The following is a 25814-nucleotide window of genomic DNA, read 5'->3' as shown; positions in this document are numbered from 1 at the left end:
ATGGTTTTATTTTACTAATCAGAAAGTATAACTTTTCGTTGCATACTTTCTGAAGGACCCTTCTCGCAGTCCTGCAAGATGGCCACTTCGTGCGAAGACAGTGTCTTCGTCGTCGGGCACCAGCCAAGTTTTCTAAAACTTTCTTAAAGATCATTTGCATGTTATAATTAGATAAGAGGTTCCAATGAAGCTTCAAGATTAATACTAATTGCGGGTGTAGCTCAATGGTAGAGCACTAGCCTTCCAAGCTAGCTACGTGAGTTCGATTCTCATCACCCGCTCCATTTAAGTAATTCTACCGCACTTTTCAGTGTGGTTTTTTGTTGTTCTCAGATACTTAGCCGGCAAACAATTTAAGTTTTTTACTAAAACTATGTATGAGAGTTTTCCTGTGACAAATACTAATTTAAGCTTGAAATCAAAAGTACTTTTTTGAGGAGGTTCTTTGCGTGGCTAAGAAAATGAAAACTATGGATGGAAACCAAGCGGCTGCGGAAGCGTCTTATGCTTTGACTGAAGTCGCCACCATTTTCCCGATTACGCCTTCCTCTCCCATGGCGGAAGGTGTTGACGAATGGGCTGCTCATGGCAAAAAGAATTTATTCGACCAACCGGTTAGAGTTGCAGAGATGCAATCTGAGTCAGGGGCAGCGGCAGCAACTCATGGTTCCCTGCAGGCCGGAGCTCTGACTACAACTTACACGGCTTCTCAAGGGTTACTTCTTATGATTCCTGAAATGTATAAAATGGCAGGAAATTTAGTTCCTGCGGTATTCCATGTCAGTGCCCGAGCTCTGGCAACCCATGCCTTATCCATTTTCGGCGATCATCAAGATATTAATGCTGCTCGTCAAACAGGTTTTTCTATGCTTTGTTCTAATAACGTTCAGGAAGCCATGGACTTAGGCTTTGTATCTCATCTCGCGGCGATAAAATCCCGGGTTCCAGTCTTGCACTTTTTCGATGGGTTCAGAACTTCTCACGAAATACAAAAAATCGAGACGACGAGTTATGATGAAATCGCTAAACTGGTTGATTTTGAGAAAGTTCAGGAATTTCGCGACCGGGCTTTAAATCCTAATCATCCAGTCCTAAGGGGTACAGCCCAAAACCCTGATATCTATTTCCAGGGACGTGAAGTTTCAAATCCTTTCTTCGAAGCTGTACCGGATATTGTTGAAGACTATTTTAAAGAAATTAAGAAATTAACCGGACGTGAGTACCACCCCTTCCAATATTACGGTGACCCTGAAGCCGAGAATATCCTCGTTGCAATGGGCTCTGTCTGCAATACCATTGAAGAAACGATTGATTATTTGGCCCAAAGAGGAGAAAAAGTGGGACTAATTAAGGTACATCTTTATCGTCCCTTTTCTAAAAAATACTTTTTTGATGTCCTGCCTAAGTCTGTTAAGAAAATAGCCGTTCTTGACCGGACTAAAGAGCCGGGTTCGACAGGTGAGCCCTTATATCTGGATGTTTTACAGATTTTTAACCATGAGACTTCCAAGCCGGTGATCGTAGGAGGCCGTTATGGTTTAGGATCCAGGGATACCACTCCTTCTCAGATTCTTGCTGCTTATCAGAATCTGAAAAAAGATCAGCCCAAGGACCGGTTTACCATCGGGATTGTTGATGATGTAAGCCATACCTCCTTGCCTATCGAAGAAGTAATTGACACTTCTCCTGAAGGAACCATTCGCTGTAAGTTCTGGGGACTAGGTTCGGATGGAACAGTAGGGGCCAATAAAAGTGCCATTAAAATTATTGGCGACAATACAGACCTGAATGTGCAAGGTTACTTTGAGTATGACAGTAAAAAATCCGGAGGAACCACCATATCTCACCTGCGTTTTGGCAAACAGCCCATTAAATCCTCCTATCTGGTTTTCGATGCGGATTATATTGCTTGTCATAACAGGTCATTTCTGTATCACTACGATATCCTCAAGGGATTGAAAAAGGGCGGAACCTTTGTTTTGAATTGTCCCTGGCAGGCAGATGAGTTAGATGATCATTTGCCAGGTTCAATGAAGCGCTATATCGCTAAAAATGATATTAACTTTTATACTATTGACGCCATTTCCATTGCTCGGGATATTGGTTTGGGCGGACGTATCAATATGGTTATGCAGGCAGCTTTCTTTAAATTGGCTAAAGTAATACCCGTTGAGGAAGCTATTCAATATCTGAAAGACTCTATACAGAAAGTCTACGGCAAGAAAGGCAGCAATATTGTCGAAATGAACTATAAGGCGGTTGACCGGGGTATTGATGCTTTACATAAAGTAGCGGTTCCTGCAGCTTGGGCGGAGGCTTCGGATGAGAATATGCCCATTAAAGATGAACCAGACTTTATTAAGAACATTCAACGGCCAATGGCTCGTCATGAAGGAGAAGATCTGCCTACCAGTGCCTTTGTAGGAGCTGAGGATGGGACCTTCCCTTTGAGTACGACTCAGTATGAAAAACGCGGCATAGCAGTCTATATCCCGGAATGGCAGATCGATAAATGCATTCAATGCAACCAGTGTGCTTATGTCTGCCCTCACGCCACCATTCGCCCATTCCTGTTGGATGACAGTGAACTGGAAAAAGCGCCGGATACCTTCAAAACCAAAAAACCTATTGGTAAAGGGCTTGACGGATACCACTATCGAATTCAGGTAGCCCCTCTGGATTGTACGGGCTGCGGTAATTGTGCGGATGTTTGCCCTGCACCGGGTAAAGCTATTGTCATGCAGCCCGCAGATCATGAGATTGAAATGGAATCGGAAAACTGGGAATATGCTGTTAAGAATGTCGCTGAGAAACGGCATCTCATGGATGTAAAAACCTTAAAAGGCAGTCAATTTGCCCGGCCGCTGCTGGAGTTCCATGGAGCTTGCCCCGGATGCGGAGAGACGCCTTATACCAGGCTGATAACCCAGTTGTTTGGGGATCGAATGGTGATTGCTAATGCTACAGGCTGTTCATCGATTTGGGGAGGCAGTGCGCCTTCCGTTCCTTATACCGTCAATGCCGAAGGCAAGGGGCCTGCTTGGATGAATCCTCTCTTTGAAGATAATGCTGAGTTTGGCTATGGGATGTATTTAGGCTCAAAACAAATCCGAGCCAAGATAGCTGAGCTGATGAAACAGGGCTTGGAAAGCAACCTCAGTGAACAAATAAAAGAAGCTTTTCGTGAGTGGCTAGATGCTATGAATAACGGAGAAGGGTCCAAGAGAGCAGCAGCTCATGTTCTTGAGGCCATGAAGAATGAGGATGTTTCCGGTAATCCGATTCTCTGCGAAATCAAAGAGAAGAAAGATTATCTCATTAAGCCTTCGGTCTGGATTTTTGGCGGCGATGGCTTTGCCTATGATATCGGTTATAATGGAGTCGACCATGTCATCGCCAGCGGAGATGATGTCAATATCTTTGTAATGGATACGGAGGTCTATTCCAATACAGGCGGGCAATCTTCAAAGGCTACTCAAACAGCAGCTATTGCTAAATTTGCCGCGGCAGGGAAGAAGGTACGAAAAAAGGATTTAGGTCTTATCGCCACAACCTATGGCTATGTCTATGTCGCACAAATTGCCATGGGAGCGAATATGAATCAAACCATTAAAGCCATTGCCGAAGCTGAAAGCTATCCTGGACCTTCCATCATCATTGCTTATGCTTCTTGTGTGAACCATGGAATTAAATCAGGAATGGGCACCAGTATCTTTGAACAGAAAAAAGCCGTTGAAGCAGGTTATTGGCATCTATGGCGCTTTGATCCTCGTTTAAAAGATCAGGGAAAGAATCCCTTTATCCTGGATTCCAAAGAACCTACGGCGTCTTTCCAAGATTTTATCAAAGGAGAAATCCGCTATGCCTCATTGATGACGGTCTTCCCGGATGTTGCCCAAGAAATGTTCGATGTGGCGGAAGAACACGCTCGAGAAAAATATCAGACCTTAAAACGGTATGCTGAGATGCAGTATTAAGCGGTTAAGATGCAAGAAATCACTCCTGACCCTATAAGTCAGGAGTGATTTCTGTTTTGGTGTTAAAGTTTTAGGATAAGGAATTAGTATCCACCCATTCTTTGGCATTTTGTACCGACTCTTCACTGGGAATAGGAACGTTTGATTGAGGTTTAACATTTTCGATATGTCCCCGCCAAGCAGCCGTGTCATGTCTTTCAATGGGGTTTGCCATAAACTTTTCTTTTGATTTATTTTTATTCATAAACCAAACCTCCTTTTAAATTTCTGACTTAGTATTCCCAAATTTTTGTTCAATACTTGTTTTGATAAAGTTTCTTTTCTTCGCTGTTTCGACATATTTCGCCGAATATTTAGAATATACTAGCTTCAGGGGAAATATGTGATCGAGGAGGTCGTAAAATGTATAAAACTATTAACTCCATGTATTTTAGCCCTACGGGTACAACTCAAAAAATAGTAACGGGATTAGCAAAGACGATTGCTGAGAGTATAGATGGCCAAATTTCCACCTTTGAATTTTACACTGCCGGAAGCCAGAACCAGAGCAGTCTCCTTTAAAAAGAACGAGATTCTTGTTTTGGGAGTACCGGTTTATGCCGGACGAGTACCTAATGTGTTGCTCAAATACTTAAATATGATTACTAGTAATGGAGCTTTAGCAATTCCCATCGTTGTCTACGGCAATAGAAACTATGACGACGCTTTGATCGAATTGAAAGATATAATGCTGACGATGTTTCACAGCTAAATGGAATATGTATTAAATGTGGTGCCTGTATCAAAAATTGTCCTTCACAGGCAAAATACGATGATGATGAGGACTACATCAGACATAAAGAGGAATTGGAATTAGAGTTCGCAGATCGAAGTGAGCCGGAAATCTTTGTTTAATTAAGGCTTACAAGAAAGATGTGTTTTGCTTTCTAAACAACCTCTTTTGTGATAGGATTAGTTTGGGTTATCCAGAAGAAATCCTGTAAATTTAGAGGAGGTTAGAATTATGACTGCAGAAGTAGATCAAGAACAGTGTATGGGGTGCGAATCCTGTCCGGCTTTTTGTCCTGAGGTATTTGAGATGGGCAGCGATGGATTAGCATATGTTATCGCTGATCCGGTTCCCAGTGAGTACGAGGAGGCAGCTAAAGAAGCTGCAGCGGGATGCCCGGCTCATTGCATTCATATTAAGTAGTTTTTTGGTTTATCTAATTTTATTAAATATATGTAAAATAAGCTTCCAAAAGCAATCCTTTTGGAAGCTTATTTTACATATATTAGTGATAGTCATTTGATTTTAATGTGCTGCTTCAGGGAGGAATTTGCTATCTCTATTCAGACAGTCAGACAAAACAGGTTGTAAATGGCATGACTTCGGCAAACGATGGGGTAAGAGAAATGCTTAATTCCTCAGGCAATTTCCGGGACTACTCTGGCCAATAGTCAATATGCTATCGGCGGTGAAACTTCCACAACCAATGATCTCCATGGTATCGCCGTATCGGATATGAAAACGACTCAGATCATCGTGCTGATAGGAATCTTTACGGTCTTAGCGTTGATCATTAAGTCTTTTTGGATTCCCTTATATATTATTGGTTCACTGTTGTTGTCCTTCTATACCTCCATCACTCTGACAAGCTTATTTGCCGAGAAGTTTCTCCATAGCGGGGAGCTGGCTTGGAATGTACCCTTCTTTGGCTTTGTAATGATCATTGCTTTGGGAGTGGATTACAGCATATTTCTGATGATGAGGTTTAAAGAATATCGTGGCTCAACCCCTCATGAGGGTATTGTTAAAGCTTCGGCTAATGTAGGGGGAGTGGTTCTTTCTGCAGCACGGATTCTTGCCGGAACCTTTGCAACCTTAGCACCCTCAGGAATTAATACTTTGATTGAACTGGCAGTCTGTGTGTGTCTGGGGATTATTATTTTAAGCGTCATCCTATTGCCCTTTGTCATCCCAGCCTTCATCTCTATTCAGGATCATTTTTTACAAAAAGTATGCTTACGAGAATGGGGAGGGATTCAGTGACGAGACTCTCGGGACAACTGTTCATTAAAAAGTTCGGCCGACTGGCTTAGTGCCAGGCGGAAATTATAATACTATTCTGAAAAAGGAAGCCTAAAGCTAAGCTGCTCTGAAAAAGACTCCTAAAACAGTCTGAAGAACCCGTGAACCCGAAAGCTAGGGCGGCTTCGTCCATAGAAGCGAACCCATTGCATGGAGAGGTGGTAAAGCCCACAAGCGGCTACGGGGATTGCGAAGCCATGGTTAACATCAGGTTCTACCCGGAGGTTTGGCGTAGCTCCCGCAGCCGCTTGTGGGCGAGCCTCGGAATGCCTGCGGTGAGCGGATGTGGTGAAACTGCCCGACCCCCGAACCATCGCATTTTTATCTCAAGGCAAAATTAAGCTATATCTAATACTTCCTTGACAAAGGACAGGTACTCCGGAGCCTTATTAATATCCGGCTTGCCATGAGTTTGTGCCAATCCATGGCGGATGGCTCGTTTGATCACAGTGTCAAATACCTTGATGTCGGGGCTTTCGGCGAAACGTTTTCTCAGATCTTGGAGCATGACATGGTGGAGGTTTGTATGATCTTGGACCATGGTAGGCAAAACTCCTAAAATATTAACTTTAGCACCTTGCTCCTGAATGCTTTTAATCAAACCAATGGTCTCAAAAATCCCGTCAATAGACAGACCCTCTGGAAGGACTGGTATAATAATATCCGTGGAAGCTAATAAGGAATTCATCGTAATGATATCGTTGCTGGGGGAAGTGTCAATTAAAATATAATCATAGTGAGCTTTTATTTGGCTGATGGCGTTTTTCAATAAGTATTTTGAGGCCGGAAAGTGCTTTGTGTTAAGATTAACCATGACTTTGGGCACAAGTTCAGAAAGGGAAGTGTTGGATAGATAGAGATCTACGCCAAAAGCATTCTCTTGAATATCCCTCATTTTGGCTTCGCCTGTCAATACATCATAAATGGTTTTCTTTAAGTTGGACTTCTCAATCCCGAAGGATAGGGCAATATGGCCTTGAGCATCCATGTCAACAATGGCTGTCTTATAGCCGAGACTTACTAACCCTACAGCCATGTTTGTGACAGTAGCCGTTTTACCCACCCCGCCTTTCTGTGAGGTAACGGAGATAATCCGTGCCGACTTAGCATTATTGGATTTATTGGACGCTTTTGTATGTCTAGCCATAGGTACAACAACCCCTTCATAAAAAATAAATATACTTAATTTTACCATATGTTTCCATATTGGTATACACTTGGCTTTTGAGCTTTAGGCCGAATTACTATCTTATTCATACCTGAAATGAAAAATTACAGCTATAACTCTACATTTTTCTACAGAATAATTGATTCATATTTTTTAAAGAATAATTTAGATTCAAAGTATGGGTTAGACTATAACGTTTCTTTTATGATATAGTGTATAATTAAATTATCAATTTATATTAAAACTAAAAAATTAGGGAGGGTATGGTATGGATGACCAAAAAACACTCAATAATTTAATGGAAGCTTTTGCTGGAGAATCCCAGGCCAATCGTAAATATCAGGCTTATTCGAAAAAAGCTGAAGCGGAAGGCCGTAAAAACGCTGCCAAGCTTTTTAAAGCTGCTTCAGATGCTGAAACCATTCACGCTCAAAAACATTTTGAAGTTGCAGGTAAGATTAAGTCAACATCTGAAAACTTACAGGATGCCATCAGCGGGGAAAACCATGAGTATCAAAGTATGTATCCGGAATTTTTAAAAGCTGCTGAAGAAGAAGGAAATAAAGCTGCGATAAGAACCTTTACATATGCTTTAAAGGCAGAAGAAGTTCACGCAAAGCTTTATCAAGAAGCTCTTGAAAATTTAGAGCAAGAGGAAGAAGTTTATTATTATCTTTGTCCTATATGCGGGAATATTGAAAAAGCAGTCCCGGAAAAATGTTTTATTTGCGGCACTCCAGGATCGAAATTCATCAAGTATTAGTCCGGTAATGAATATTAAGAAAGCAGCCTCTTCTTTGCCAGAATGAGGCTGCTTTTCCTGCTATTTCTTGCGTTTTTTGAGTTCAAGGATTAAATCATATTTTAACTGTGTCTCTTGAAGCTTTTTGGTAACAGTCACTTTAAATTCCGGTTCAGTACAGGAAGCCAATTGCTCCTGGAATTCATTGATCTCTTTGAGGAGCTGTACTTCTTCCGGTACAAATCCTCCGTTTTTTAAGACCATATAACCTGCGCGTATTTCTTGGGGAAGGCTTGCCCAGTAGTCAAGGTTAATAGGTTTGCCTCGTGATGGGAGGTTATCAAATTCGCCGTTTCTCATGGCTTGCTGGATTCTGTCTTCAGCAAGTTGTTTAAATATATCAAACATCAACCATCAGCTCCTTTAATCACCGGCAGTGTTGGTCTGCTGGGCCTCTTTAAGCAAGGCGTTAATTCTGGCGAGGGCGGGGGGATGACTGTAGCTGAACCAGACTATAAATGGGGAAGGGGATAAATCCGCCAAGCTTGTGTCGGCTAAATCTTTCTGCAGCTGAATCGCTGCCTTAAGGTCTCCTGTCAGCTCAAGGGAAAAACGATCCGCATTATATTCCATATCTCTGGATAGGGAATTTTGAATGGGATTACTTGAGAAAAGGAGAAGGAGCAGAGCTAGTTGTAAGGCAGCCCAGAGCTGAGGGGGCTTTTTAGAATGTTCAGGCAACCAGGGTTTCAAAAGGATAGTTAGAAGAGCGAAGACAACAAATCCTCCGAACATGGCCCAAATAAGCCCATGCACTACATCGCTATGCCGCCAATGCCCCATTTCGTGAGCAATCACGGCTTTGACTTCCCCTAAGGAATAGTTGTTAAGAAGGTTATCATAAATGACAATTCGCTTGGTGCTGCCTAATCCTGTGAAATAAGCATTAGCTAAGGTGGTCTGACTGCTGGCGTCCATCACGAGGACATCACTAATCTCAAGCCCGGCCTGTTGAGCCAGATCCTTGACCATGGTGACAACAGCAGCGTCCTGTACAGGTTCAAAACGGTTGAAGAGAGGAGAAATGACGATGGGCCATAATAGATATTGGATTACCAGGAATAAACTGAAGAGAGCGGTACCGACAATCCACCAAGAGCGGGAAAAGCGGTTTACTAACCAGAAAAAAATTAGTCCTCCCAATAAGGTTATAATCAGATCGATACCGGCACTTTTAAAATAGTCAATCCACCAGGCAGCCTGGCTCTGAGTACTAAACCCCCAAATCTTTTGCCAGTAAAAGCTGATGAAAAATGAAAAAGGCAAAGCTAAAATTTTTAATAAACACCAGAGGCTTAGTATTGAGAAAACACAAGCTTGCCAATAAGGGGTGTTTGAGTTTACAAAGCGCCGGAAGAGAGTCTGCCCTAAAGAACTAAAGAGCAGTCCAATAAGCAGGACAGCCTGGAGAATAAACTCGGTCATAGAGAGGATACGGGGAGTTGTGTTATATAGTCTGGCCTGGATGGCTGTGTTCTGTGAGAAGAATTTAGTTACTGCCGGCTGCATTGGTCCGGGAAAGAGAGCTGAGTAAAGATAAAGTAAAACAAAAATTAAGCTTAATCCTATAAGAAGATACCAGCTGTTTCTGACCAGCCGTGTGCTTTTTAAATTTGTCATTATGTATTATCCACCCCATCACTTGAAAGCTTCTCTTCTATTATAGTCTTATTTTAGACTGGAATGCAGGTAAATAAATGAAAAGAGTGTGTATGGAGGATAGATTATAACGAAAAGAAGCTTTGCCGGTTCTTGAAAAGGCTATATAATGATACAGGAATATTTTTAGAAAAAAATGCGGCATAATCTGCTTTGCATAGTTTGCCGCGGACAGAGAGGCAAAGAGTGGGAAAGAGTGAAGAGTATAAAGTAATCTTAGCATACATTGGGGTTTGTATTATCTGGGGGTCTACCTATCTTGCCATAAGAATAGGAGTAAGTGACTTTCCGCCGGAACTGTTCGCCGGATTAAGGTTTTTAATTGCTGGAGCTTTGGTATTGTCTTTTGCTTATTTCCGAGGCTATAAGCTGCCGGATAATTTTAGAGATATTAGAAATCAAGCCATCGTTGGTTTGTTTTTATTAATGGGTGGGAATGGGATCGTAGTCTGGACGGAACAATGGGTTTATTCGGGGGCAACTTCCTTAATCATGGCTATTGTCCCGCTCTTTAATGCGGTTTTAGAATTGTTTTTTGTTAAGGAACAGAGAATTGGTTGGAAGGGATGGCTGGGCTTGTTCTTAGGCTTTGGCGGTGTCGCCCTTCTGGCTTTGACAGGCGCCGATGCTAATATCATTAATCTGTCAGGAGGAGTTTTGCTGATGCTGGCAGCTCTTTCCTGGTCGACAGGCTCTGTTTATTCCAAAACGTTTAAAGCTTCCGGATCAATTGTGGCCAATATCGGAATTCAAATGTTCGCCGGAGGAGTAGGGCTGACAATCCTGGGGTTATTGATAGGGGAGGCAGGCAGCATTCATTTGTCAATCAAGGGAATAGGGGCTATGGCTTATTTGATTTTTGTGGGCTCCATTCTTGGCTACAGTTCATACATTTATGTCCTGGAAAAGTGGCCTGCTTCAAAGGCCGGCACTTATGCCTATGTAAATCCGGTTGTGGGGATTTTATTAGGGGCAGTCTTTCTTAAAGAGCCGGTTTCATCCTTTGTAATTCTATCAGCGATCATTATTTTGGAAGGAGTCTTCTTGGTTCAAGTGTCCAAAACAGGAAAAACTCCGCCAAGGACAGTGAAGAGAACTTTGGCAAGCCATAAGTGAAATCATACTTAATTAAGGTTGAATGAGAGCTCACGGTCCGAAAAGGGATCATGGGCTCTTATTTTTTCTTTTGTTATGGCTTTGATAGCGAACCCTTGTTTGTACTGCTGAAAAAAGGCCTAAAGACATGCAGAAGAATCCCTAGACCCCAAAGCCAGGGCAGCTTCGTCCAAAGAAGTGAACCCATTGCATGAAGAGGCGGTAAAGCCCACAAGACGGCGCGGGTGAACGGAGCCACAGGTTAACATCAGGTACTACCCGGAGGTTTGGCACGAAAGTGTCCGGTGGACATTTTCGCTCGAAGCGGCTATCTCCAAAGAATACTTATCCGCTGAAGATAGCTCCTGCGCCGGCGAGTGGGCAAGCCTTCGGAATGCTGCGGTGAGCGGATATGGCGAAGTTGCCCGACCCCGGGAGTCCTCTTTTTGAATTTTGGTATTGATATCAGGGGGGGATCGAGTTATAATAAGAACATAAGTTCGGACCATGCGCAAATATATGTACTAAGGAGTGGCGAGATGAAGGACGTATGTGCTGGCTGTCATCAAAAAATGGGTTGCTTGGAGCCCTGTGAAGGTTGGTTAATCCAGCATAACCAATGTCCGGTGTGTCACAACAAATTAATTCGTGCCGGTGGTTGTGTCCAGTGCATTACTGGAGATTGGGCTATGTGTGGTTAGGATAAAGTTTTAAGAACTTGTGTTTGGAGGCGGAAAAAATGCCAACTGTTACTGCGTATTGTTATCTTTTTTCGTTATTGTTTTATGGCTTGGGATCTTTAAAAACCTGGGCTATTGAAAATGCCCTATCAAGACATTTAGCCCAGTACAACCTTACGTTTAATGTATCCTTAGCAACGGGATATTTTGTTTTAACTATTTTCCTGGCAGTTGTCGGATCGTATTTTTTAGTCCTTAAGTATAGGCTTAATCAAAAACGCCAGAGATATAGTAGGCGCAGGCTCCAGGTAAAAATGGCCAAAACCCCGTATACCATAAGACGAGCCAGTTAATTGAACATAAATCCGGGAATCTGGAAATTTAAGAGTAGATTTTCAAAAAGAAGTATGGTATTTTATAGTAAGAATGCATAGTATAGTTTAGTAGTATGTCGCAGGAAGCGGCAGTAGTAGTTGTAGGATTCTTAAAAAGGTTGTAGTAATGTAGTAAGGTAGCAGCAAAGGTATTATGATGGTTCATAGGCAGAATTTGTAGGACGGTAGGAAATAAGGTGTGGTTTATTCTTGGTATCCGTTTGTCAATTGACGGATATTGGGTATTGCGCAGTTTTTAAACTCCTATTGTTAGGAGTTTTTTTATTTTAATTTTTTATAAAGAAGGGGAGATAATTGTGAAAAAAAGGTTATGCCAATCACGGTTAAAGTCATGGGGAAGAGGGGTTTTTCTTGGTTTGCTGGCATTAAGTTTGATTATGCTTACAGGATGCGGACAGCAGGCGTCTGCTCCCAGTGAAGGCAAATCCCAGACTGTTGAGCTAAAACTGGCCCATTTCTTTCCCGCTACTCACCCGGCTGAGACAGAATTAATTCAGCCTTGGATCGCAGCTATTGAAACAGCAACGGAAGGAAGAGTTAAAATTACCAGCTACCCTGCGCAAACTCTCCTACAGGCTGATGCTGTTTATGATGGTGTTGTTAATGGTATAGCAGATCTGGGCTTATCTTGTTTTTCGTATACTCGCGGCAGTTTCCCCGTATTAGAGGTTTTTGAACTGCCGGGTATTAAGTATGTTAATTCAAAAGCAGCCAGTAAGGTGGCTTGGGAAGGTATCAAAGAAATTAATCCCAAAGAGGTTCAAGATACAAAGCTGATGATGGTATTCACCACAGGCCCTGGAGATTTATATACTAAAGAACCTGTTCGTTCACTGCAGGATTTAAAGGGATTAGAAATCAGAGCAACAGGTCTTAGTGCTAAAAGTCTCAGTGCACTTGGGGCGTCTCCTGTGGCCATGGCTCAATCCGAAGCTTATGAAGCGTTATCCAAGGGTGTGGTAAAAGGAAATTTGGGCCCCATTGAAGTGCTGCAGGGATGGAAACAGGCAGAAGTTACGAAATATCTGACCAGGACACCGTTCCTCTACAATAACTTGTTCTATATTACTATGAACCTGGATAAATGGAATTCGATAAGTTCTGAAGATCAGCAAGCCATTGAAAAGGTAAATGAAAAGTTCTTTGAAGACGTTGCCATGGGTTTGTGGGATAAACAAAATGAAGCCGCTTTAAAATATGCTGTTGATGAAAAAGGCATGGAAGTTATTAATCTTTCTTCGGAAGAACAGGAGAAATGGATCGATACCATAAAACCCATACAGGATGACTATGTGGCTCAAATGAAGGAAAAGGGAGAAAACGGACAAGAAATTTTAGACAAAGTAAAGAGTCTTGCCGAGGAATATAATAAGGAATATCAGTAATCCGGAAGGGGAATCTGGAGTTGAAGCCATTGTCGGACCAAGTAAAAAGAATAAGCAGTGTCTTAGATAAATTAGCAGGGCTGTGCATTTTTTCTGTGATGCTGTTGATTGTAGCTAATATTGTTTTAAGGACGGTTTTCAGTCAACCTATTTTAGGGACTTATGAGCTGGTAGGCTTTTTAACAGCTCTGGGAGTAGCCTTTGCCTTGGCTCACTGTGCTTTCCATGAAGGCCATATTGCGGTAAGCTTTATCATTGAACGTTTTCCGCGCAAAATACAATCCATCACAGAGGTCTTAGTTAATATAATTTCGTTGCTGTTATGGGCTGCTGCAGCTTGGGCTCTGACGAATTTTGCGCAAGCAATGAAGCTTAAGAAGCTTGTTTCACCTTCAGCGGAAATCCCCGTCTATCCCTTTATCTATTTGGTTGCTTTAGGGCTAATGGGGCTTTGCTTGGTGATTTTTGTTAAATTTTACCTTTCGTTGCGAAGAACTTTCGGAATAGGTGCAGCTAAGAAGGTGACACAATGAGCGTATTTTTAGTTGGCTTGATTGGAATATTAATATTCTTTGCTTTAGTGATGATGCGTATGCCTATTGCCTACGCCATGGCCCTCGTCGGTTTTGTTGGATTTAGTCATTTGACCTCTGTGCCTGCATCCTTAGATATGGTGGCCAAAGAATTGTATAATACTTTTACGTCTTATTCTCTAAGTGTTATTCCCATGTTTGTCTGGATGGGCTTTTTGGCCTATTACTCCGGAATTGGAACGAGTCTCTATGTTTTTGCTCATAAATTAGTGGGTCATTTGCCCGGCGGCCTGGCAATTGCCACTCAGGCGGCGTGTGCTGTCTTCGGAGCTATTTGCGGCTCAAATACTGCTACTGCGGCAACGATGGCAGCCATTGCTCTGCCGGAAATGGATAAATATCATTATGATAAGTCCTTATCCACTGCCAGTATTGCAGCAGGCGGGGTTTTGGGGGTTATGATTCCTCCCAGTGTGATATTTATTTTATACGGCACAGCCACCGAACAGTCAGTCGGTGCGCTTTTTATGGCGGGTATCCTGCCGGGAATTTTGTTGACGTTTTTAAACATGGGCATGATCTATTGGCTCACTCTCCGTAATCCCAGCCTGGGACCGGCGGGAGCAAAGTCAAGCTGGAGAGAGAGAATCGCTTCTCTTAAAGGAGGTTTGGGGGAAGCATTGGCTGTCTTTATTCTATCCATCGGCGGTCTGTTTGCAGGTTGGTTTACACCCACTGAGGCGGGGGCCGTAGGTGCAGGAGGCGTACTAATCGTTAGTTTGCTGGAAAAAAGGCTTAGTCTGGAAATGTTAAAAAAATCCTTGTTTGATACCACTCGAACCAGTGCCATGATCATGTTTATGCTGGCGGGAGCTGTTATTTTTGGACGTTTTATGGCTATCAGCAGAGTGCCCTTTGAGCTGGCAAATTGGGTTGGGGCTCTTGATCTCCCTCCCTTTGCTATTATGGGCATGATCCTCTTCATCTACCTGATCTTAGGCTGCTTTATCGATGCTTTAGCCTTAATTTTGCTTACCATTCCCATTTTCTTCCCTGTGGTCGTAAATACCTTGGGATATGACCCAATTTGGTTTGGAGTAGTTGTGGTTTTAGTTGTCGCCATGGGTGTTATTACACCCCCGGTAGGAATGAATGTCTACATTATTAAAGGAGTTGCCCCAGAGATTCCTTTGGAAACAATTTTTAAGGGAGTATGGCCTTTCCTAGGTACTATCGTCATTTGTTTGATCTTATTGATTATTTTTCCGGGCTTGGCAACCTTCTTGCCCAAACTGCTGATGAAAATGTAAGAATCCCTGCACAGCAGAAAGACCTGTCTCATAATGACGACACTCATTATAAGACAGGTCTTGAATTATGACATTTTAATTGTCTGAAGAAATTCCTCAATTTGGGGGATGATGAATTCGCTTTTGTACAAAGATTGCCAATGGTCTGCTTCAGGTATGGTAACGAATTTTAACATGGGGAATAGTTTTGAACTTTCCTTTATTTTTTTATACATCTCATCATTTTCCCCAGCCAGTAATAAACAGGGCAGTGTCATACTTTTTAATACATCACTATGATCTGTTCGCGCTTCTTCAACGGCGGCTAAGAGAGCTTGCCGATTATTGGCAAGTAACCTTTGAATTTTTCCTGGAGAGACGTTATGATCGGGGGCCCATTCATCCAGAGTTCTTACTAAGTTTCGCATAGAGAGCATATCGTTAACATAAGGATGTATAGCATCAAGAATAAAAGAGTGAAACCGCTGCTTGAACCATTTCATTAACCCAAATGAAATCCAACCGCCCATGGAATACCCCATAAAATGACAGCGGTCTATTTTTTCAGCATCAAGAACTTTAATCACATCTTGTGAGCGCAGGTATAAGGAGTATTCTTTGGCCTGATCTGGTTTATCACTTTTTCCATGTCCGCGAGCGTCAATTAAAATTAGTTTATAGTTTTTCTTTAAAGCTTCAACATAACCATATTCATACCAATCCTCGATACTGCCTAAAAAGCCGTGCTCAAGAACAAGGCAATCTCCGTTTCCTTCAACTTCGTAGTTGATTTTTACGGAATCATTGCTAATATGTGCCATTATTATCCTCCCAAATAGAAAATCTTTATTTTGAGTCTCCATATTATGGTATGATTATAACACGCGGGAAATTTTCGTAAAGTTTTCTTAATGGCAATTGTAAAGAATGTTTTAAAGTGAGGGGTAGTGAAATGATAATTGATCAAATCCTAGATATTATTGGCAATACTCCTATGCTGAGCTTGAAAAAACTGACAGGACTAAATATTTTTGCTAAAGCAGAATTTTTGAACCCAGGGGGAAGTATCAAGGACCGAGTTGCCAAGCACATGATTGAACAGGCGGAGAACCGGGGGCTTTTGAAGCCGGGTATGACAATTATGGAACCAACTTCCGGCAATACCGGAATAGGAATAGCCTTGGCCGGTGTGCAAAAGGGGTATAGAGTCGTCATTGTCATGCCTGAAAATATGAGCGAGGAAAGAAAAAAGATTATCTTGGCTCTGGGAGCCGAGCTCATCTTAACCAAAGCAGAGGATAGTATTGGCGGCTCAGTGGCAGAAGTGGAGAGACAGAAAGTCAAAAATCCAGGTATCTTTGTTCCCCAGCAGTTTGAGAATCCTGACAACCCGGAAATTCATTACCTAACCACTGCTCCGGAAATATGGGAACAAATGCAGGGCCAAGTGGATGTCTTTGTTTCCGGGCTGGGGAGCGGAGGGACATTGGCAGGCGTGGGCAAATATATCAAGGAAAGAAACCCAAAAGCCAAAATCATTGCCGTAGAACCTAAGAATGTCTCTGCTCTGCTGGGGCACGAACCTGGATTGCATAAAATTCAAGGGATTGGTGATGGTTTTATCCCGGACGTACTTGATGTAAATCTGATTGAAGAAGTTGTAGAGGTTACGGATGACGACGCCATAAGAACTGCCCGGGATTTAGCCAGAGGTCAAGGAATTCTGGCAGGAACCTCTTCAGGGGCTAATGTATGGGCAGCCATAAAAATGTCCCAAAAGTATGGGGAGACATTAAACATAGTGACCATATTACCTGACCGAGTTGAACGCTATTTTAGTACATCCTTAATCTAATTGGCCTTTGGCAGGACAATGGAGATTCTGGTGCCAATATCCTGTCTGCTTAAGACTTCCATGTGTCCGCCATGGCGCTCTGTAATCCATTTGGCAATGGAAAGCCCTAGCCCGGCTCCTCCTGTGGCTCTGGCTCGGGACTCATCCGTTCGGAAGAACCGGTCAAAAATCTTTGCAACCGCTTCTGGTGGGATACCGATGCCTTCGTCTTGTATGGATAAACGGGCTAAACCTTCATTGTTTTGAACTGAAATCGTGATTCGTTTTCCGGTGGGCGTGTATTTCATGGCATTGTCAATGAGTATCCTGGCAGCTTGTTTGATAAGGCTTTTGTCGGCATCGATGAAAACGGTCTGGACATTTGAGTCATATTCATGCCCGCTGTCAATCATCTGGGTTTCCTTAAGGATCTCAAGAGCCAGGGCAGAAAGATCAAAACGTTCTATCTGCAGAGACATTGTATTATTGTCCCCTCTTGCCAGAAACAACAGCTGCTCTACCAGGCCTTTCATATTGGCTGTTTCCTCTTTAATGGCATCAATGGATTCCTGCAAGGTCTTCTCATCATTCTTTCCCCAGCGGTCCAAGAGATTGGCATAGCCTTGAATGACGGAAATCGGGGTTCTTAACTCATGGGAGGCATCGGATACAAAACGCACTTGGGAACGATAGGATTCGTTGATTCGGTCCAGCATGCCGTTGATAGCAGAGGCGAGGGTTTTCAGCTCGCTTTGGGTCTCACTGACTGGAATTCTGGTATCCAAACGAGTAGCATTAATGTCATCTAATTTACCGGCCAGAACTTCTAACTGTTCAGGGGCAAAAACGCCGTTGGCATTGAGGTTATGGGCGGTTTGGGCTAATACTTCAATAGGCCGGAGGGTTTTGCGGATGGTTCTAGATCCTGAAATCATACTTCGGATCAGCATGATAAGCTCTGCCAAGAGGAGTATGGCAAACATCCCGGCCAATATCTTCAGGGTCTCATAGGGACGGATAGAAATGCGATAATAAAGTCCGTCATGACCGATGGTTACATGATAAGCGATATCTTCCAATTGACTCCATGAAGTAAGACTATCCCAATCGGGCAGATCAATTTCCCTTACCCCTTCTGCCGTCACCTCAGGAAAATAGGTCCGCATCTTATCAGGTATCAGAAACCCATCAGGTTTCTCGGTTTGTTGTGAAATATTGCAGCCTGTCAGTTCCAGCCAATTTTCGGAATAGGGGATGGGAAATCCGGTCTGCTCTAACATTTCAGCTGCTGCAGCGGCAGTTTGTTCGGCACGCACAACCAGTCCAAGGGCTGAAACCAGGCAGATTATTAAGTTGAGAATGATTAATTGTCTTAGTAATCGAAACCAAAGTTTAATGTTAAGTTTAAAGACGAGGGAAAAGCGCAGGTTATCTCCGATACGCTTTTTTGGAGTGCTCTCGGATTCACTTTTCATCCTTAATCACATACCCCACTCCTCTTACGGTGTGAATTAACTTAATATCAAACACTTCATCAATTTTTCCGCGCAGAAATCGTATGTAAACATCAACAGCGTTAGTTTCTCCCGAAAAATCAAAACCCCATACATTTTCCAGGAGTGTTTCTCGAGAAACAACTAAGCCTTTGTGTTTCAGCAAATAGTGAAGGAGATCAAATTCCCGTTTGGTTAAGTCGATAGGGGTACCCTGCACTGTGACCACATGACGCCCCGTATCCATCAGCAGGCCGGAAGCAGACAGTACGGTTCCTTCTTGTGAAGTTTTTCTGAGAGCATTGCGGATGCGGGCGAGAAGTTCTTCAATGGCAAAGGGCTTGGTGATGTAATCGCTTGCGCCGCTGTCCAAGCCGAAAACTTTGTCCATGACGCTGTCCCGTGCTGTCAACATGATGACCGGAACGGAAGAAACCCGGCGGATTCTGCGCAGCACTTCCATGCCGCTTAACTGGGGCAGCATGATATCCAATAAAATAAGGTCGAACTCGCCGGTTTCGGCGAGTTCAAGCCCTGTTCGGCCATCAAAGGCTTTGGTAGTCGTATAGCCTTCATAGCCAAGTTCCAGCTCGACAAAGCGAGCTATTTTTTCTTCATCTTCGATGATTAGGATTTTCGAACTCATTAATAGTCCCACCGTTTCCAATGGTTTTTTTAAATATCATTGATTGATTTCTTGAGGTTTTCAGCGGCATCGGCAGCACTATTCATGGCATCATTCACAGTGTTGCCACGAAAGTCCGGTCCGTGGAAGCGATAGCGAAAGCCAAAGAACAGTCCCACAATAATCAGGGGTATAGTGAACCAGAAGGCGAAGAGCAGCATCAGGGCCAGGACTGTGACAGGGATGGCAGCTTTGCTTTCTTCCCCTTTCAGGACTTCAAAGGTGTTTGAATTTCCTCTCCGGATAAGATCAAAGCAAAATCTGCTGATTTTTTTCAGAAGGGACATGAAGGATTTTCCGTGGTGGCAGTGTTTGTGTTTTTCCCAGCAGGCTTCTTCAAATAACGGGTCATTGGCAGAGGAAGCTTTTTTGCTGCTGTAGAAACCGTCTCCAGCCGGTGAAGAGATCTTTCCTTGTTTCTCTAAATAGATAATGGCTTCCAGTAAATCCCCATTGGTTGCTTCCAGCGCAGTTTTAGCCTCTTCGTAGCTTATATTCGCCATGGCACGTAATTTTTCCACTTGTTCTAAAGTTGTCATGATAAGTGTCCTCCTTTGTTTTTCAGCATTTGCCATTGGGTATGAATAAATTCTAACCAAAAAAACTTCAAGGAGAATTTGATAAAAATTAAAATAAGATTAAAATTTAATTCTTTAAAGTTAATGTAAAACCGCTGAAATCTCTGTGGTTCAGGATTTTAAGAATTTTAGAGTCTATAAAATACCTCATTTTCTACGCGTAAGATACAAACAAGATACACTTATAATATACGAAATTCTCAAATTAAATCAATGGCTTAAATTAAATCTTCAATGTCATTCTGAGCAAAAGAAAACCGACCGCAATCTTTACAGTCGGGAAGGGATAAGCCTAATGTCAATTTTTATTTTTCTTCATTAGCTTACTGTCGATTATATTCAATGGTCCATATTTCTCCCATTCTTCTGGTGTCATTTTTCGAGTAGTACATTCTTTGACTGAAGAACAAGAATCTTGTTTTTCACACATCATTTGTGCAGCCAATAAAGTGCCAGATCTATTTATTTTTCTTTTTCCATACATCAATTATCATCCCTTCGACTTTTTTCAACAGTTTACAAGAGGAAGGAAGCAATGAGCATATGTCGTTAGTCATATTTTATTAGGACTTAAGAACGAAATTTGTAAAACTAAGGAGATGATCCGATGGCGTGGATTGAATCAAAGTGCTTTGAATATGCGCAGGATAGAGATATTTCACAGTTTGATGTCGCGGATTTAGTCGTCAATTGATATGGATCACTGCGTGGTTTCTGCTTAAATTCGGAATCGATTCCGAATTTAAATTGTCATGGGCGGAGGCCACGAAACTAACCTCTGAGTGGGCGAGTTGAGAAAAGAGACCTCAGGTCAACGAAAGAGTTAAGATTAAGATTGTCTGCTATGTAGGTGGGCGGTTGTTGTTTAGAGAAAAAGACGCCGGGGATTAGTCCCGGCGTTAGTCACATACTATAAATTATTATTTTCCGCGGTGTTTGGCCTTTGCTTTAAGAGTCCCAAGTAAGCGTTTCTTTTTTGCCAATTCTTCACGCTGTGATTTTGAAAGAACCTGTCTTTCCTGTTTGCGGGATTTTAGGTCTTCCTTGATTGCTTCTTGTGAAAAGGTTGAAATCCCTTTATTGTGCATTTCCTTGGCAACCTGCCGGGCAAGCCTTTTGGGATTAGCGGCCTTGTGTTTAGGCAGGACAGAACATTTTAGAGGCTTTGCGGCTAGAAACAAGTCAACCATCGAATGGTTAACAAACCAAAGAACTTCAGAGTCATGAGGTTCAGGCCCAAAGATGTGCCTAACCGCTTTTAGCTTTGAATCAGCTGCCTCTTCAATGACACCCACCCAAAATTGGTCATCAAAATAAATTGTAAGTTTCATGATAAAATTCCTCTCTCAAAAACAGTTGCTGAACAAGGGACATCCCGAGAGGGAAGGATACGACACTGAATTATTCAGTGCATCAGGACTACCAACCGGACAGTGTTTTTATGTTCTAGTGCATTATACTAAAAAATAATTGAACTTGGCAATTAGACCTCCTGATAAATAAAGGAGGTTTATCAACTTTGTGGAATTTTAAAGGAGAACCAATATAGCTTTGGTTTTAGATCGAGGAAAGGATTATGATAACGTGGATAGAAGTATGGAAATTAAGCAAAAGGCTATAGAGTTAGGGGCGAATTTAGTAGGAATTGCTGATTTAAACCGTGTCCAGGGGCTGCCAACGTTACCGGATGGATTATTTGACAACTATACTCATGCCATCGTAATTGCGGTTGCTGTTTCCCGAGAGGTTTTTGATACTATAACTGATGGGCCTAACCCTCTCTACTTACATCACTATTTGGCTACCAATGCGCTGTTAGATAGTATTGCCTTGCAGCTGCAAAATGAAATTATCCGTCAAGGTTTCCGGGCCTTAGCTATCCCAGCCTCCCAAACCCTTGATAAAGTAAACTGGATGGGTCATTTATCTCATAAAGCGCTGGGCAAGGCGGCAGGTCTTGGCTGGCAGGGTAAAAGCCTTTTATTGGTTACGCCCCAATATGGTCCGCGTGTACGCTTAGCTACAGTGCTGACCAATGCCCCCCTGGAAGCGGACCCTTTGTTAGCTAATCGATGCGGTTCATGTCAAAGATGTCAAGAGGCTTGTCCGGCAGGGGCCATCAAGGGAGGGGTATGGGAAGATCATCCTCAAACCAGGGAAGAGGCCCTTTACTTTTCACGCTGTGTGGAAAAGGTAAATGAGGACTTTGCCAAACGTCCGGAAATCGGTAAGCCTATCTGCGGTATTTGTATTCGTGTTTGCCCATGGGGAAAAAAATCCCTTTAGGAACACTGATTTTGGCTTATGGGTCTGGCAGCCAAATCATCTTTTGGGGCGGCGGGGATTGATTGCCAAATTAAGTGTGTGATATCTGAGGCCAGTTTCATAACCGTATGGAGACGAGTGCACTGCAGCACTTGAAGCTCTAAAAATCCTCCCATATTAACGTTTCCCATAATCGAGATATCTCCTACCGTAGGTAAATTCTTATGTACCGCTGCACCTGGAGTTAATGGGGAATTGGATAAGGAAATTTTGCCGATCTCATCATGTTTACCTAGGCAAGCATCAATGGCTAGAACAATATCGGGATTATAGAAGCTGGAAATGGTATGGAGTTCTTGCATGAGATTTTGCGCATGGAGAGGTTCATCCAGAGTTCCTACAACCATATAACCAAGACGTTTTAGATTTGACCCAACCAATGGCCCCAGACAGTCACCCGTCGCTCGGTCTGTACCGATACAGGCAAAGAGGACCCTTTTTTTAGTGGTCAACTCTCTTAATATTGAGACAAAAAGCATCTTATCGCTAAAATTATAAGCGAAGGAATTTACTGAGGCTAAGATTCGTCTGGAATTGTCTATGATTTTTCACCCCTCATCAACCAGATCTGGTTTATCTCAGTCTGGCTTACATTAGAGCTAGGCCTTAAAAGTTCCGAAGCATACGGCAGCTATTAGAGTTGCCTTAGCTTTTTGGGAATAACTCTACTATTCATTGTATAAATGAGAGGAAAATATATGCTTATTTCATGGGTAATGCATTACTGACGAAGGAAGATTATTTTAACTGAACAGGCTGATAAGAACGCTGAAATCATAAAGAATAGGTAGGCGAAGGAAAAACCAGATTAACACGAGGCTTGAGGTATTTACTCAGAAAAATTAACATCCAAAAGCATTCCACTAGCGTGCAAAAAAAACCCTTCTAATGACCCAAAACAATCTAAAGACCCCATAGACCCGAAAGCCAGAGCAGCTTCGTCCACAGGAGTGAACCCATGGCATGGAGAGGCGGTAAAAGCCACAAGCCGGTGTGGGGCAGCGGAGCCAGTGGTTCACTCCAAGTATTACCCAGAGGTTTGGCACGAAAGTGTCCGGTGGACATTTTCGCTCGAAGCGGCTATCTCCAAAGAATACTTATCCGCTGAAGATAGCTCCCGCGCCGGCGAGTAGGCGAGCCTCGGAATGCTGCGGTGTCACGAAGACACTGTCTTCGCACGAATTAGCTTTTCTTGCAGGATGTGGCGAAGCTGCCTGACCCGGAAGTACTCTCTGCTGGTGCTGCAACAGCAGCATGTGGGTTAATCAGCAAATTTCAAAGAACTCATAAGCAAATCTATCCCTGCTTTTGTATTGGTGAATAAAGCTCTCGCTGCGTCCATGTATTCCTCGGGATCCATCACCGAGGGGCTATAGTGAGTAAGCCACAATTCCTTAACCTTTCCCTGACTTGCAAGTAAGGCCGCTTCAGAAAAAAGCATATGTTTTTTTTCCAGGGCTTTAGGATAACTATCATCATTTCCGTACATACCTTCACAAATAAAAAGGTCTGAGCCATTAATGAACTGGACAAGGCCGCTGGTAGGTCTTGTATCAGTACAATAGCATACTTTAATCCCTTTACGTTTTTGACCAAGGACCATTTCAGGGCTGATTTTTTCTCCTTCAAGAAAAATTGCTATTCCCTTTTGAAGAGTTTTCCAATAATGAGTTGGGATGCCTAGCTTCTTTGCGCGTTCAACGTCAAATTTACCTTTCCGATTAAGCTCAAAACAATAGGCAAAGCAAGAAACCGTGTGATTTACCGGAATAGATTTTAGGTGAATTTCGCCAATACGTTTTTCACTGCAGTCTGTATCTGGTAATTCTGATAAAGTCAATTCAAAAGGCAGTTCAGGAGCAATTATAGTTAAGCCCTCGACAACTCTTTTTAATCCGGGAGGACCCAGCAAAGACAAAGGCTCTGTCCTGCCTGAATTGCCTATGGTAAGAAGCAAGCCAGGTAAACCTGCAATATGATCTGCGTGATAATGAGTAAAAAGAATAGCATCAATGGTTTTTATGCCCCAGTGTAATTTTTTTAAGGGGACCTGGGTGCCTTCGCCGCAGTCGATCAAAATCATTCTTCCTTGGCAGCGAATAAGCAAGGATGAAAGCCATCTGCCTGGAAGCGGCATTACACCTCCAGTTCCCAGCAGACAAATATCAAGCATAAATAATCCCCTCACAACATTTTAATTGCATACCATATCCTCTTATCATCTCTTTTTCTAGGCTATTTATTAGCTGGCTGTCATAGAATTAGGTATTCCCTGCTTGAATGGATTCAGATTATTATTTCTAATGTACTCTGTCTAAATGTAAGTAGAAGTTTACCGTAATAATTCTAAATGTTTTAAAAATTTAGTCATTTGGGGAGGGAAAACTAATAAGGCTGGCGAAAAAGAATTTAGAAATAGGAAATAGGGATCGCTTTTGTACTTGACAAGCGTTCTCAGATTCTCAAGCGCAAGCGCAGGGACAGGTGTGTTGTTCGTCAACTTAGAGATTAGGGGAGATGGGTATTGGTTACAGCAATTCAAGATACTAAAGTGATTGTGACAGTAGATTGGTGTAAAAAGTGCGGGATATGCATAGCTTTCTGCCCCAAAAAAGTGCTGGAAAGCGATGAATTGGGGAGGGTAGTTGTTGCCAGGCCGGAGCAGTGCATAGCCTGTAAAATTTGTGAACGATTGTGTCCGGACTTTGCCATAAACATCGAGGTGACGAAAGATGAATAAGCCCAGATTAATGCAAGGGAATGAAGCGGTTGCAGAAGGAGCTTTGGCGGCTGGAGTCCATTTTTATGCGGGATATCCAATTACTCCCTCCACGGAAATCGCTGAAAAAATGGCAGAGAGATTACCCGCCATCGGGGGTACGTTTATTCAAATGGAAGATGAAATCGGCAGCATGGCAGCGGTCATCGGGGCTTCTTTGACTGGTCTTAAAAGCTTGACAGCGACAAGCGGTCCGGGGTTTTCACTGAAACAGGAAAATTTGGGCTATGCCATTGCTACCGAAGTGCCCTGTGTGGTAGTTAATGTCCAGAGGGGCGGACCCAGTACAGGATTACCTACGTCTCCTGCTCAGGCGGATGTTATGCAGGCTCGCTGGGGCACTCATGGAGACCATCCTATTATTGTCATAACTCCCTCATCCGTGCAGGAATGTTATGAACTTATCGTTAAAGCCTTTAATATGGCCGAGGAATACCGCATCCCGGTAATACTTCTCATGGATGAAGTGATTGGGCACTTGAGGGAGCAGGTAATCATACCTGAAAGATTGATAATTATTAACAGAAAGAGTCCCGATGTTACTCCCCATGACTATATTCCTTATGAAAACGATGAGAGCATGATCCCGGCTATGGCAAACTTTGGGGATGGTTACCGCTATCATGTCACAGGCTTAACTCATAATGAAAAGGGTTTACCGACAGGAAACCCGGATGTGACCAGGCGATTTATGCAGCGTTTGACTCAGAAGCTAAGTCCTTATTTAGAAAAGATCCAATTGGTGGAAGAGGTGCAGCTTGATGATGCGGAACTAGTTTTAATTGCCTATGGCTGTGCTGCTCGTTCAGCTATGTCGGCGGTACATACAGCCCGGAGTATGGGGCTGAAGGTGGGACTTTTTCGTCCGATTACGATTTGGCCTTTTCCCCAGAAGCAATTAGAGAAATATGAAGGCCGGAAATACTTGGTTGTGGAGATGAATAGTGGTCAATTGGCCGGGGAGATAGAGAGAATCTTTGGCTATAGAAAGGTAGAGCTTCTAAACCGCACCGACGGAGAACTAATAACCCCCAATGAAATTCTAGAGAGAATTCGGGAGGTTTAG

27 protein-coding genes, 1 tRNA gene and 1 pseudogene are annotated in these 25814 nt (G+C 42.8%); 17 read left to right on the top strand and 12 right to left on the bottom strand.

Going from position 1 to position 25814, the window contains the following annotated elements; translation table 11 throughout:
• Positions 1–210: 210 nt before the first annotated feature.
• Positions 211–284 (top strand) — tRNA-Gly (locus tag DESOR_RS19635).
• 165 nt (positions 285–449) lie between these two features.
• On the top strand, positions 450–3977 hold the full coding sequence (gene nifJ / locus DESOR_RS19630; RefSeq protein WP_014186335.1) for a pyruvate:ferredoxin (flavodoxin) oxidoreductase: 3528 nt from the start codon (positions 450–452) through the stop codon (positions 3975–3977).
• A 70-nt stretch (positions 3978–4047) separates the two neighbouring features.
• On the opposite strand, the gene DESOR_RS28310 is transcribed toward nifJ, so the two are convergent.
• A complete protein-coding gene (locus DESOR_RS28310) occupies positions 4048–4221 on the bottom strand; it encodes a CDIF630_02480 family spore surface protein (RefSeq protein WP_014186334.1) in 174 nt (57 codons plus the stop codon).
• Between the two features lie 158 nt (positions 4222–4379).
• Between DESOR_RS28310 and DESOR_RS28305 the strand changes: the two are divergent.
• The 3 genes and pseudogenes from DESOR_RS28305 (at position 4380) to DESOR_RS19615 (ending at position 6009) form a co-directional block, all read left to right on the top strand.
• Positions 4380–4871, top strand: a pseudogene (locus DESOR_RS28305) (hypothetical protein).
• A 109-nt stretch (positions 4872–4980) separates the two neighbouring features.
• Positions 4981–5169 (top strand): ferredoxin, encoded by a 189-nt coding sequence (locus tag DESOR_RS19620; RefSeq protein WP_014186333.1) that lies wholly within the window; start codon positions 4981–4983, stop codon positions 5167–5169.
• A gap of 210 nt (positions 5170–5379) precedes the next feature.
• Positions 5380–6009, top strand: coding sequence for an MMPL family transporter (locus tag DESOR_RS19615; protein WP_081468536.1), 630 nt, complete (start codon positions 5380–5382; stop codon positions 6007–6009).
• 376 nt (positions 6010–6385) lie between these two features.
• On the opposite strand, the gene DESOR_RS19610 is transcribed toward DESOR_RS19615, so the two are convergent.
• Positions 6386–7195 carry a ParA family protein gene (locus DESOR_RS19610; protein WP_042331439.1) on the bottom strand — a complete coding sequence of 270 codons (810 nt, stop codon included), beginning with the start codon at positions 7193–7195 and terminating at the stop codon, positions 6386–6388.
• 289 nt (positions 7196–7484) lie between these two features.
• Between DESOR_RS19610 and DESOR_RS19605 the strand changes: the two genes are divergently transcribed.
• Complete coding sequence (locus DESOR_RS19605; protein WP_014186330.1) at positions 7485–7979, top strand: rubrerythrin family protein; 495 nt, start codon at positions 7485–7487, stop codon at positions 7977–7979.
• A 60-nt stretch (positions 7980–8039) separates the two neighbouring features.
• Here the strand turns inward: DESOR_RS19605 and DESOR_RS19600 are convergent, their stop codons facing one another.
• Together DESOR_RS19600 and DESOR_RS19595 are read right to left on the bottom strand one after the other, a co-directional pair.
• Positions 8040–8366, bottom strand: a complete 327-nt coding sequence (locus tag DESOR_RS19600; protein ID WP_014186329.1) for a DnaJ family domain-containing protein — start codon at positions 8364–8366, stop codon at positions 8040–8042.
• 15 nt (positions 8367–8381) lie between these two features.
• Positions 8382–9638, bottom strand: coding sequence for a M48 family metallopeptidase (locus DESOR_RS19595; protein WP_014186328.1), 1257 nt, complete (start codon positions 9636–9638; stop codon positions 8382–8384).
• 225 nt (positions 9639–9863) lie between these two features.
• Here DESOR_RS19595 and DESOR_RS19590 point away from each other — a divergent pair, with 225 nt between their 5' ends.
• From DESOR_RS19590 to DESOR_RS19570, 6 genes are all read left to right on the top strand, one after another.
• A complete protein-coding gene (locus DESOR_RS19590; protein ID WP_014186327.1) occupies positions 9864–10793 on the top strand; it encodes an EamA family transporter in 930 nt (309 codons plus the stop codon).
• 518 nt (positions 10794–11311) lie between these two features.
• A complete protein-coding gene (locus tag DESOR_RS29795; RefSeq protein WP_014186326.1) occupies positions 11312–11473 on the top strand; it encodes a hypothetical protein in 162 nt (53 codons plus the stop codon).
• Positions 11474–11511: 38 nt separating this feature from the next.
• Positions 11512–11805, top strand: a complete 294-nt coding sequence (locus DESOR_RS27500) for a hypothetical protein (RefSeq protein WP_014186325.1) — start codon at positions 11512–11514, stop codon at positions 11803–11805.
• Positions 11806–12143: 338 nt separating this feature from the next.
• A complete protein-coding gene (locus tag DESOR_RS19580; protein WP_014186324.1) occupies positions 12144–13232 on the top strand; it encodes a TRAP transporter substrate-binding protein in 1089 nt (362 codons plus the stop codon).
• A gap of 20 nt (positions 13233–13252) precedes the next feature.
• Positions 13253–13765 (top strand): TRAP transporter small permease, encoded by a 513-nt coding sequence (locus DESOR_RS19575; RefSeq protein WP_242832366.1) that lies wholly within the window; start codon positions 13253–13255, stop codon positions 13763–13765.
• The gene (locus DESOR_RS19570; protein ID WP_014186322.1) at positions 13762–15075 is read left to right on the top strand and encodes a TRAP transporter large permease; all 1314 of its coding nucleotides are present in this window, start codon (positions 13762–13764) and stop codon (positions 15073–15075) included. The genes DESOR_RS19575 and DESOR_RS19570 overlap by 4 nt, the downstream gene beginning before the upstream one ends.
• Before the next feature lie 65 nt (positions 15076–15140).
• Here DESOR_RS19570 and DESOR_RS19565 read toward each other — a convergent pair whose 3' ends face one another.
• Entirely contained in the window at positions 15141–15875 is a 735-nt protein-coding gene (locus DESOR_RS19565; protein ID WP_014186321.1) for an alpha/beta fold hydrolase, read from the bottom strand.
• Between the two features lie 131 nt (positions 15876–16006).
• Here DESOR_RS19565 and cysK point away from each other — a divergent pair, with 131 nt between their 5' ends.
• On the top strand, positions 16007–16909 hold the full coding sequence (gene cysK / locus DESOR_RS19560) for a cysteine synthase A (RefSeq protein ID WP_014186320.1): 903 nt from the start codon (positions 16007–16009) through the stop codon (positions 16907–16909).
• Here the strand turns inward: cysK and DESOR_RS19555 are convergent.
• From DESOR_RS19555 to DESOR_RS19535, 5 genes are all read right to left on the bottom strand, one after another.
• Complete coding sequence (locus DESOR_RS19555) at positions 16906–18363, bottom strand: sensor histidine kinase (protein WP_014186319.1); 1458 nt, start codon at positions 18361–18363, stop codon at positions 16906–16908. The two genes, cysK and DESOR_RS19555, sit on opposite strands and share 4 nt — an antisense overlap.
• The gene (locus DESOR_RS19550; RefSeq protein WP_014186318.1) at positions 18353–19027 is read right to left on the bottom strand and encodes a response regulator transcription factor; all 675 of its coding nucleotides are present in this window, start codon (positions 19025–19027) and stop codon (positions 18353–18355) included. The genes DESOR_RS19555 and DESOR_RS19550 overlap by 11 nt, the downstream gene beginning before the upstream one ends.
• Positions 19028–19056: 29 nt before the next feature.
• Positions 19057–19605, bottom strand: coding sequence for a UBA domain-containing protein (locus DESOR_RS19545; protein ID WP_014186317.1), 549 nt, complete (start codon positions 19603–19605; stop codon positions 19057–19059).
• 337 nt (positions 19606–19942) lie between these two features.
• Positions 19943–20128, bottom strand: coding sequence for a hypothetical protein (locus DESOR_RS19540; RefSeq protein WP_042331437.1), 186 nt, complete (start codon positions 20126–20128; stop codon positions 19943–19945).
• Between the two features lie 436 nt (positions 20129–20564).
• Positions 20565–20975 (bottom strand): YjdF family protein, encoded by a 411-nt coding sequence (locus DESOR_RS19535; protein ID WP_014186316.1) that lies wholly within the window; start codon positions 20973–20975, stop codon positions 20565–20567.
• Between the two features lie 220 nt (positions 20976–21195).
• On the opposite strand from DESOR_RS19535, the gene DESOR_RS19530 reads away from it, so the two are divergent.
• On the top strand, positions 21196–21930 hold the full coding sequence (locus DESOR_RS19530; RefSeq protein WP_014186315.1) for a 4Fe-4S double cluster binding domain-containing protein: 735 nt from the start codon (positions 21196–21198) through the stop codon (positions 21928–21930).
• Here the strand turns inward: DESOR_RS19530 and yyaC are convergent.
• Complete coding sequence (yyaC, locus tag DESOR_RS19525) at positions 21927–22448, bottom strand: spore protease YyaC (protein ID WP_014186314.1); 522 nt, start codon at positions 22446–22448, stop codon at positions 21927–21929. The two genes, DESOR_RS19530 and yyaC, sit on opposite strands and share 4 nt — an antisense overlap.
• A gap of 479 nt (positions 22449–22927) precedes the next feature.
• Here yyaC and DESOR_RS29485 point away from each other — a divergent pair, with 479 nt between their 5' ends.
• On the top strand, positions 22928–23077 hold the full coding sequence (locus DESOR_RS29485; RefSeq protein ID WP_158309054.1) for a hypothetical protein: 150 nt from the start codon (positions 22928–22930) through the stop codon (positions 23075–23077).
• A 153-nt stretch (positions 23078–23230) separates the two neighbouring features.
• Here the strand turns inward: DESOR_RS29485 and DESOR_RS19520 are convergent, their stop codons facing one another.
• Positions 23231–24142, bottom strand: coding sequence for a ribonuclease Z (locus tag DESOR_RS19520; RefSeq protein WP_014186313.1), 912 nt, complete (start codon positions 24140–24142; stop codon positions 23231–23233).
• A gap of 351 nt (positions 24143–24493) precedes the next feature.
• Here DESOR_RS19520 and DESOR_RS19515 point away from each other — a divergent pair, with 351 nt between their 5' ends.
• A complete protein-coding gene (locus DESOR_RS19515) occupies positions 24494–24709 on the top strand; it encodes a 4Fe-4S dicluster domain-containing protein (RefSeq protein ID WP_014186312.1) in 216 nt (71 codons plus the stop codon).
• Positions 24702–25814, top strand: coding sequence for a 2-oxoacid:acceptor oxidoreductase subunit alpha (locus DESOR_RS19510; RefSeq protein WP_014186311.1), 1113 nt, complete (start codon positions 24702–24704; stop codon positions 25812–25814). Before DESOR_RS19515 ends, DESOR_RS19510 begins: the two co-directional genes overlap by 8 nt.

The organism is Desulfosporosinus orientis DSM 765, from assembly GCF_000235605.1.
GTDB classification, from domain to species: Bacteria; Bacillota; Desulfitobacteriia; order Desulfitobacteriales; family Desulfitobacteriaceae; genus Desulfosporosinus; species Desulfosporosinus orientis.
The sequence above is the reverse complement of the archived record's forward strand: the minus strand, read 5'-3'. Positions and strand labels throughout refer to the sequence as shown.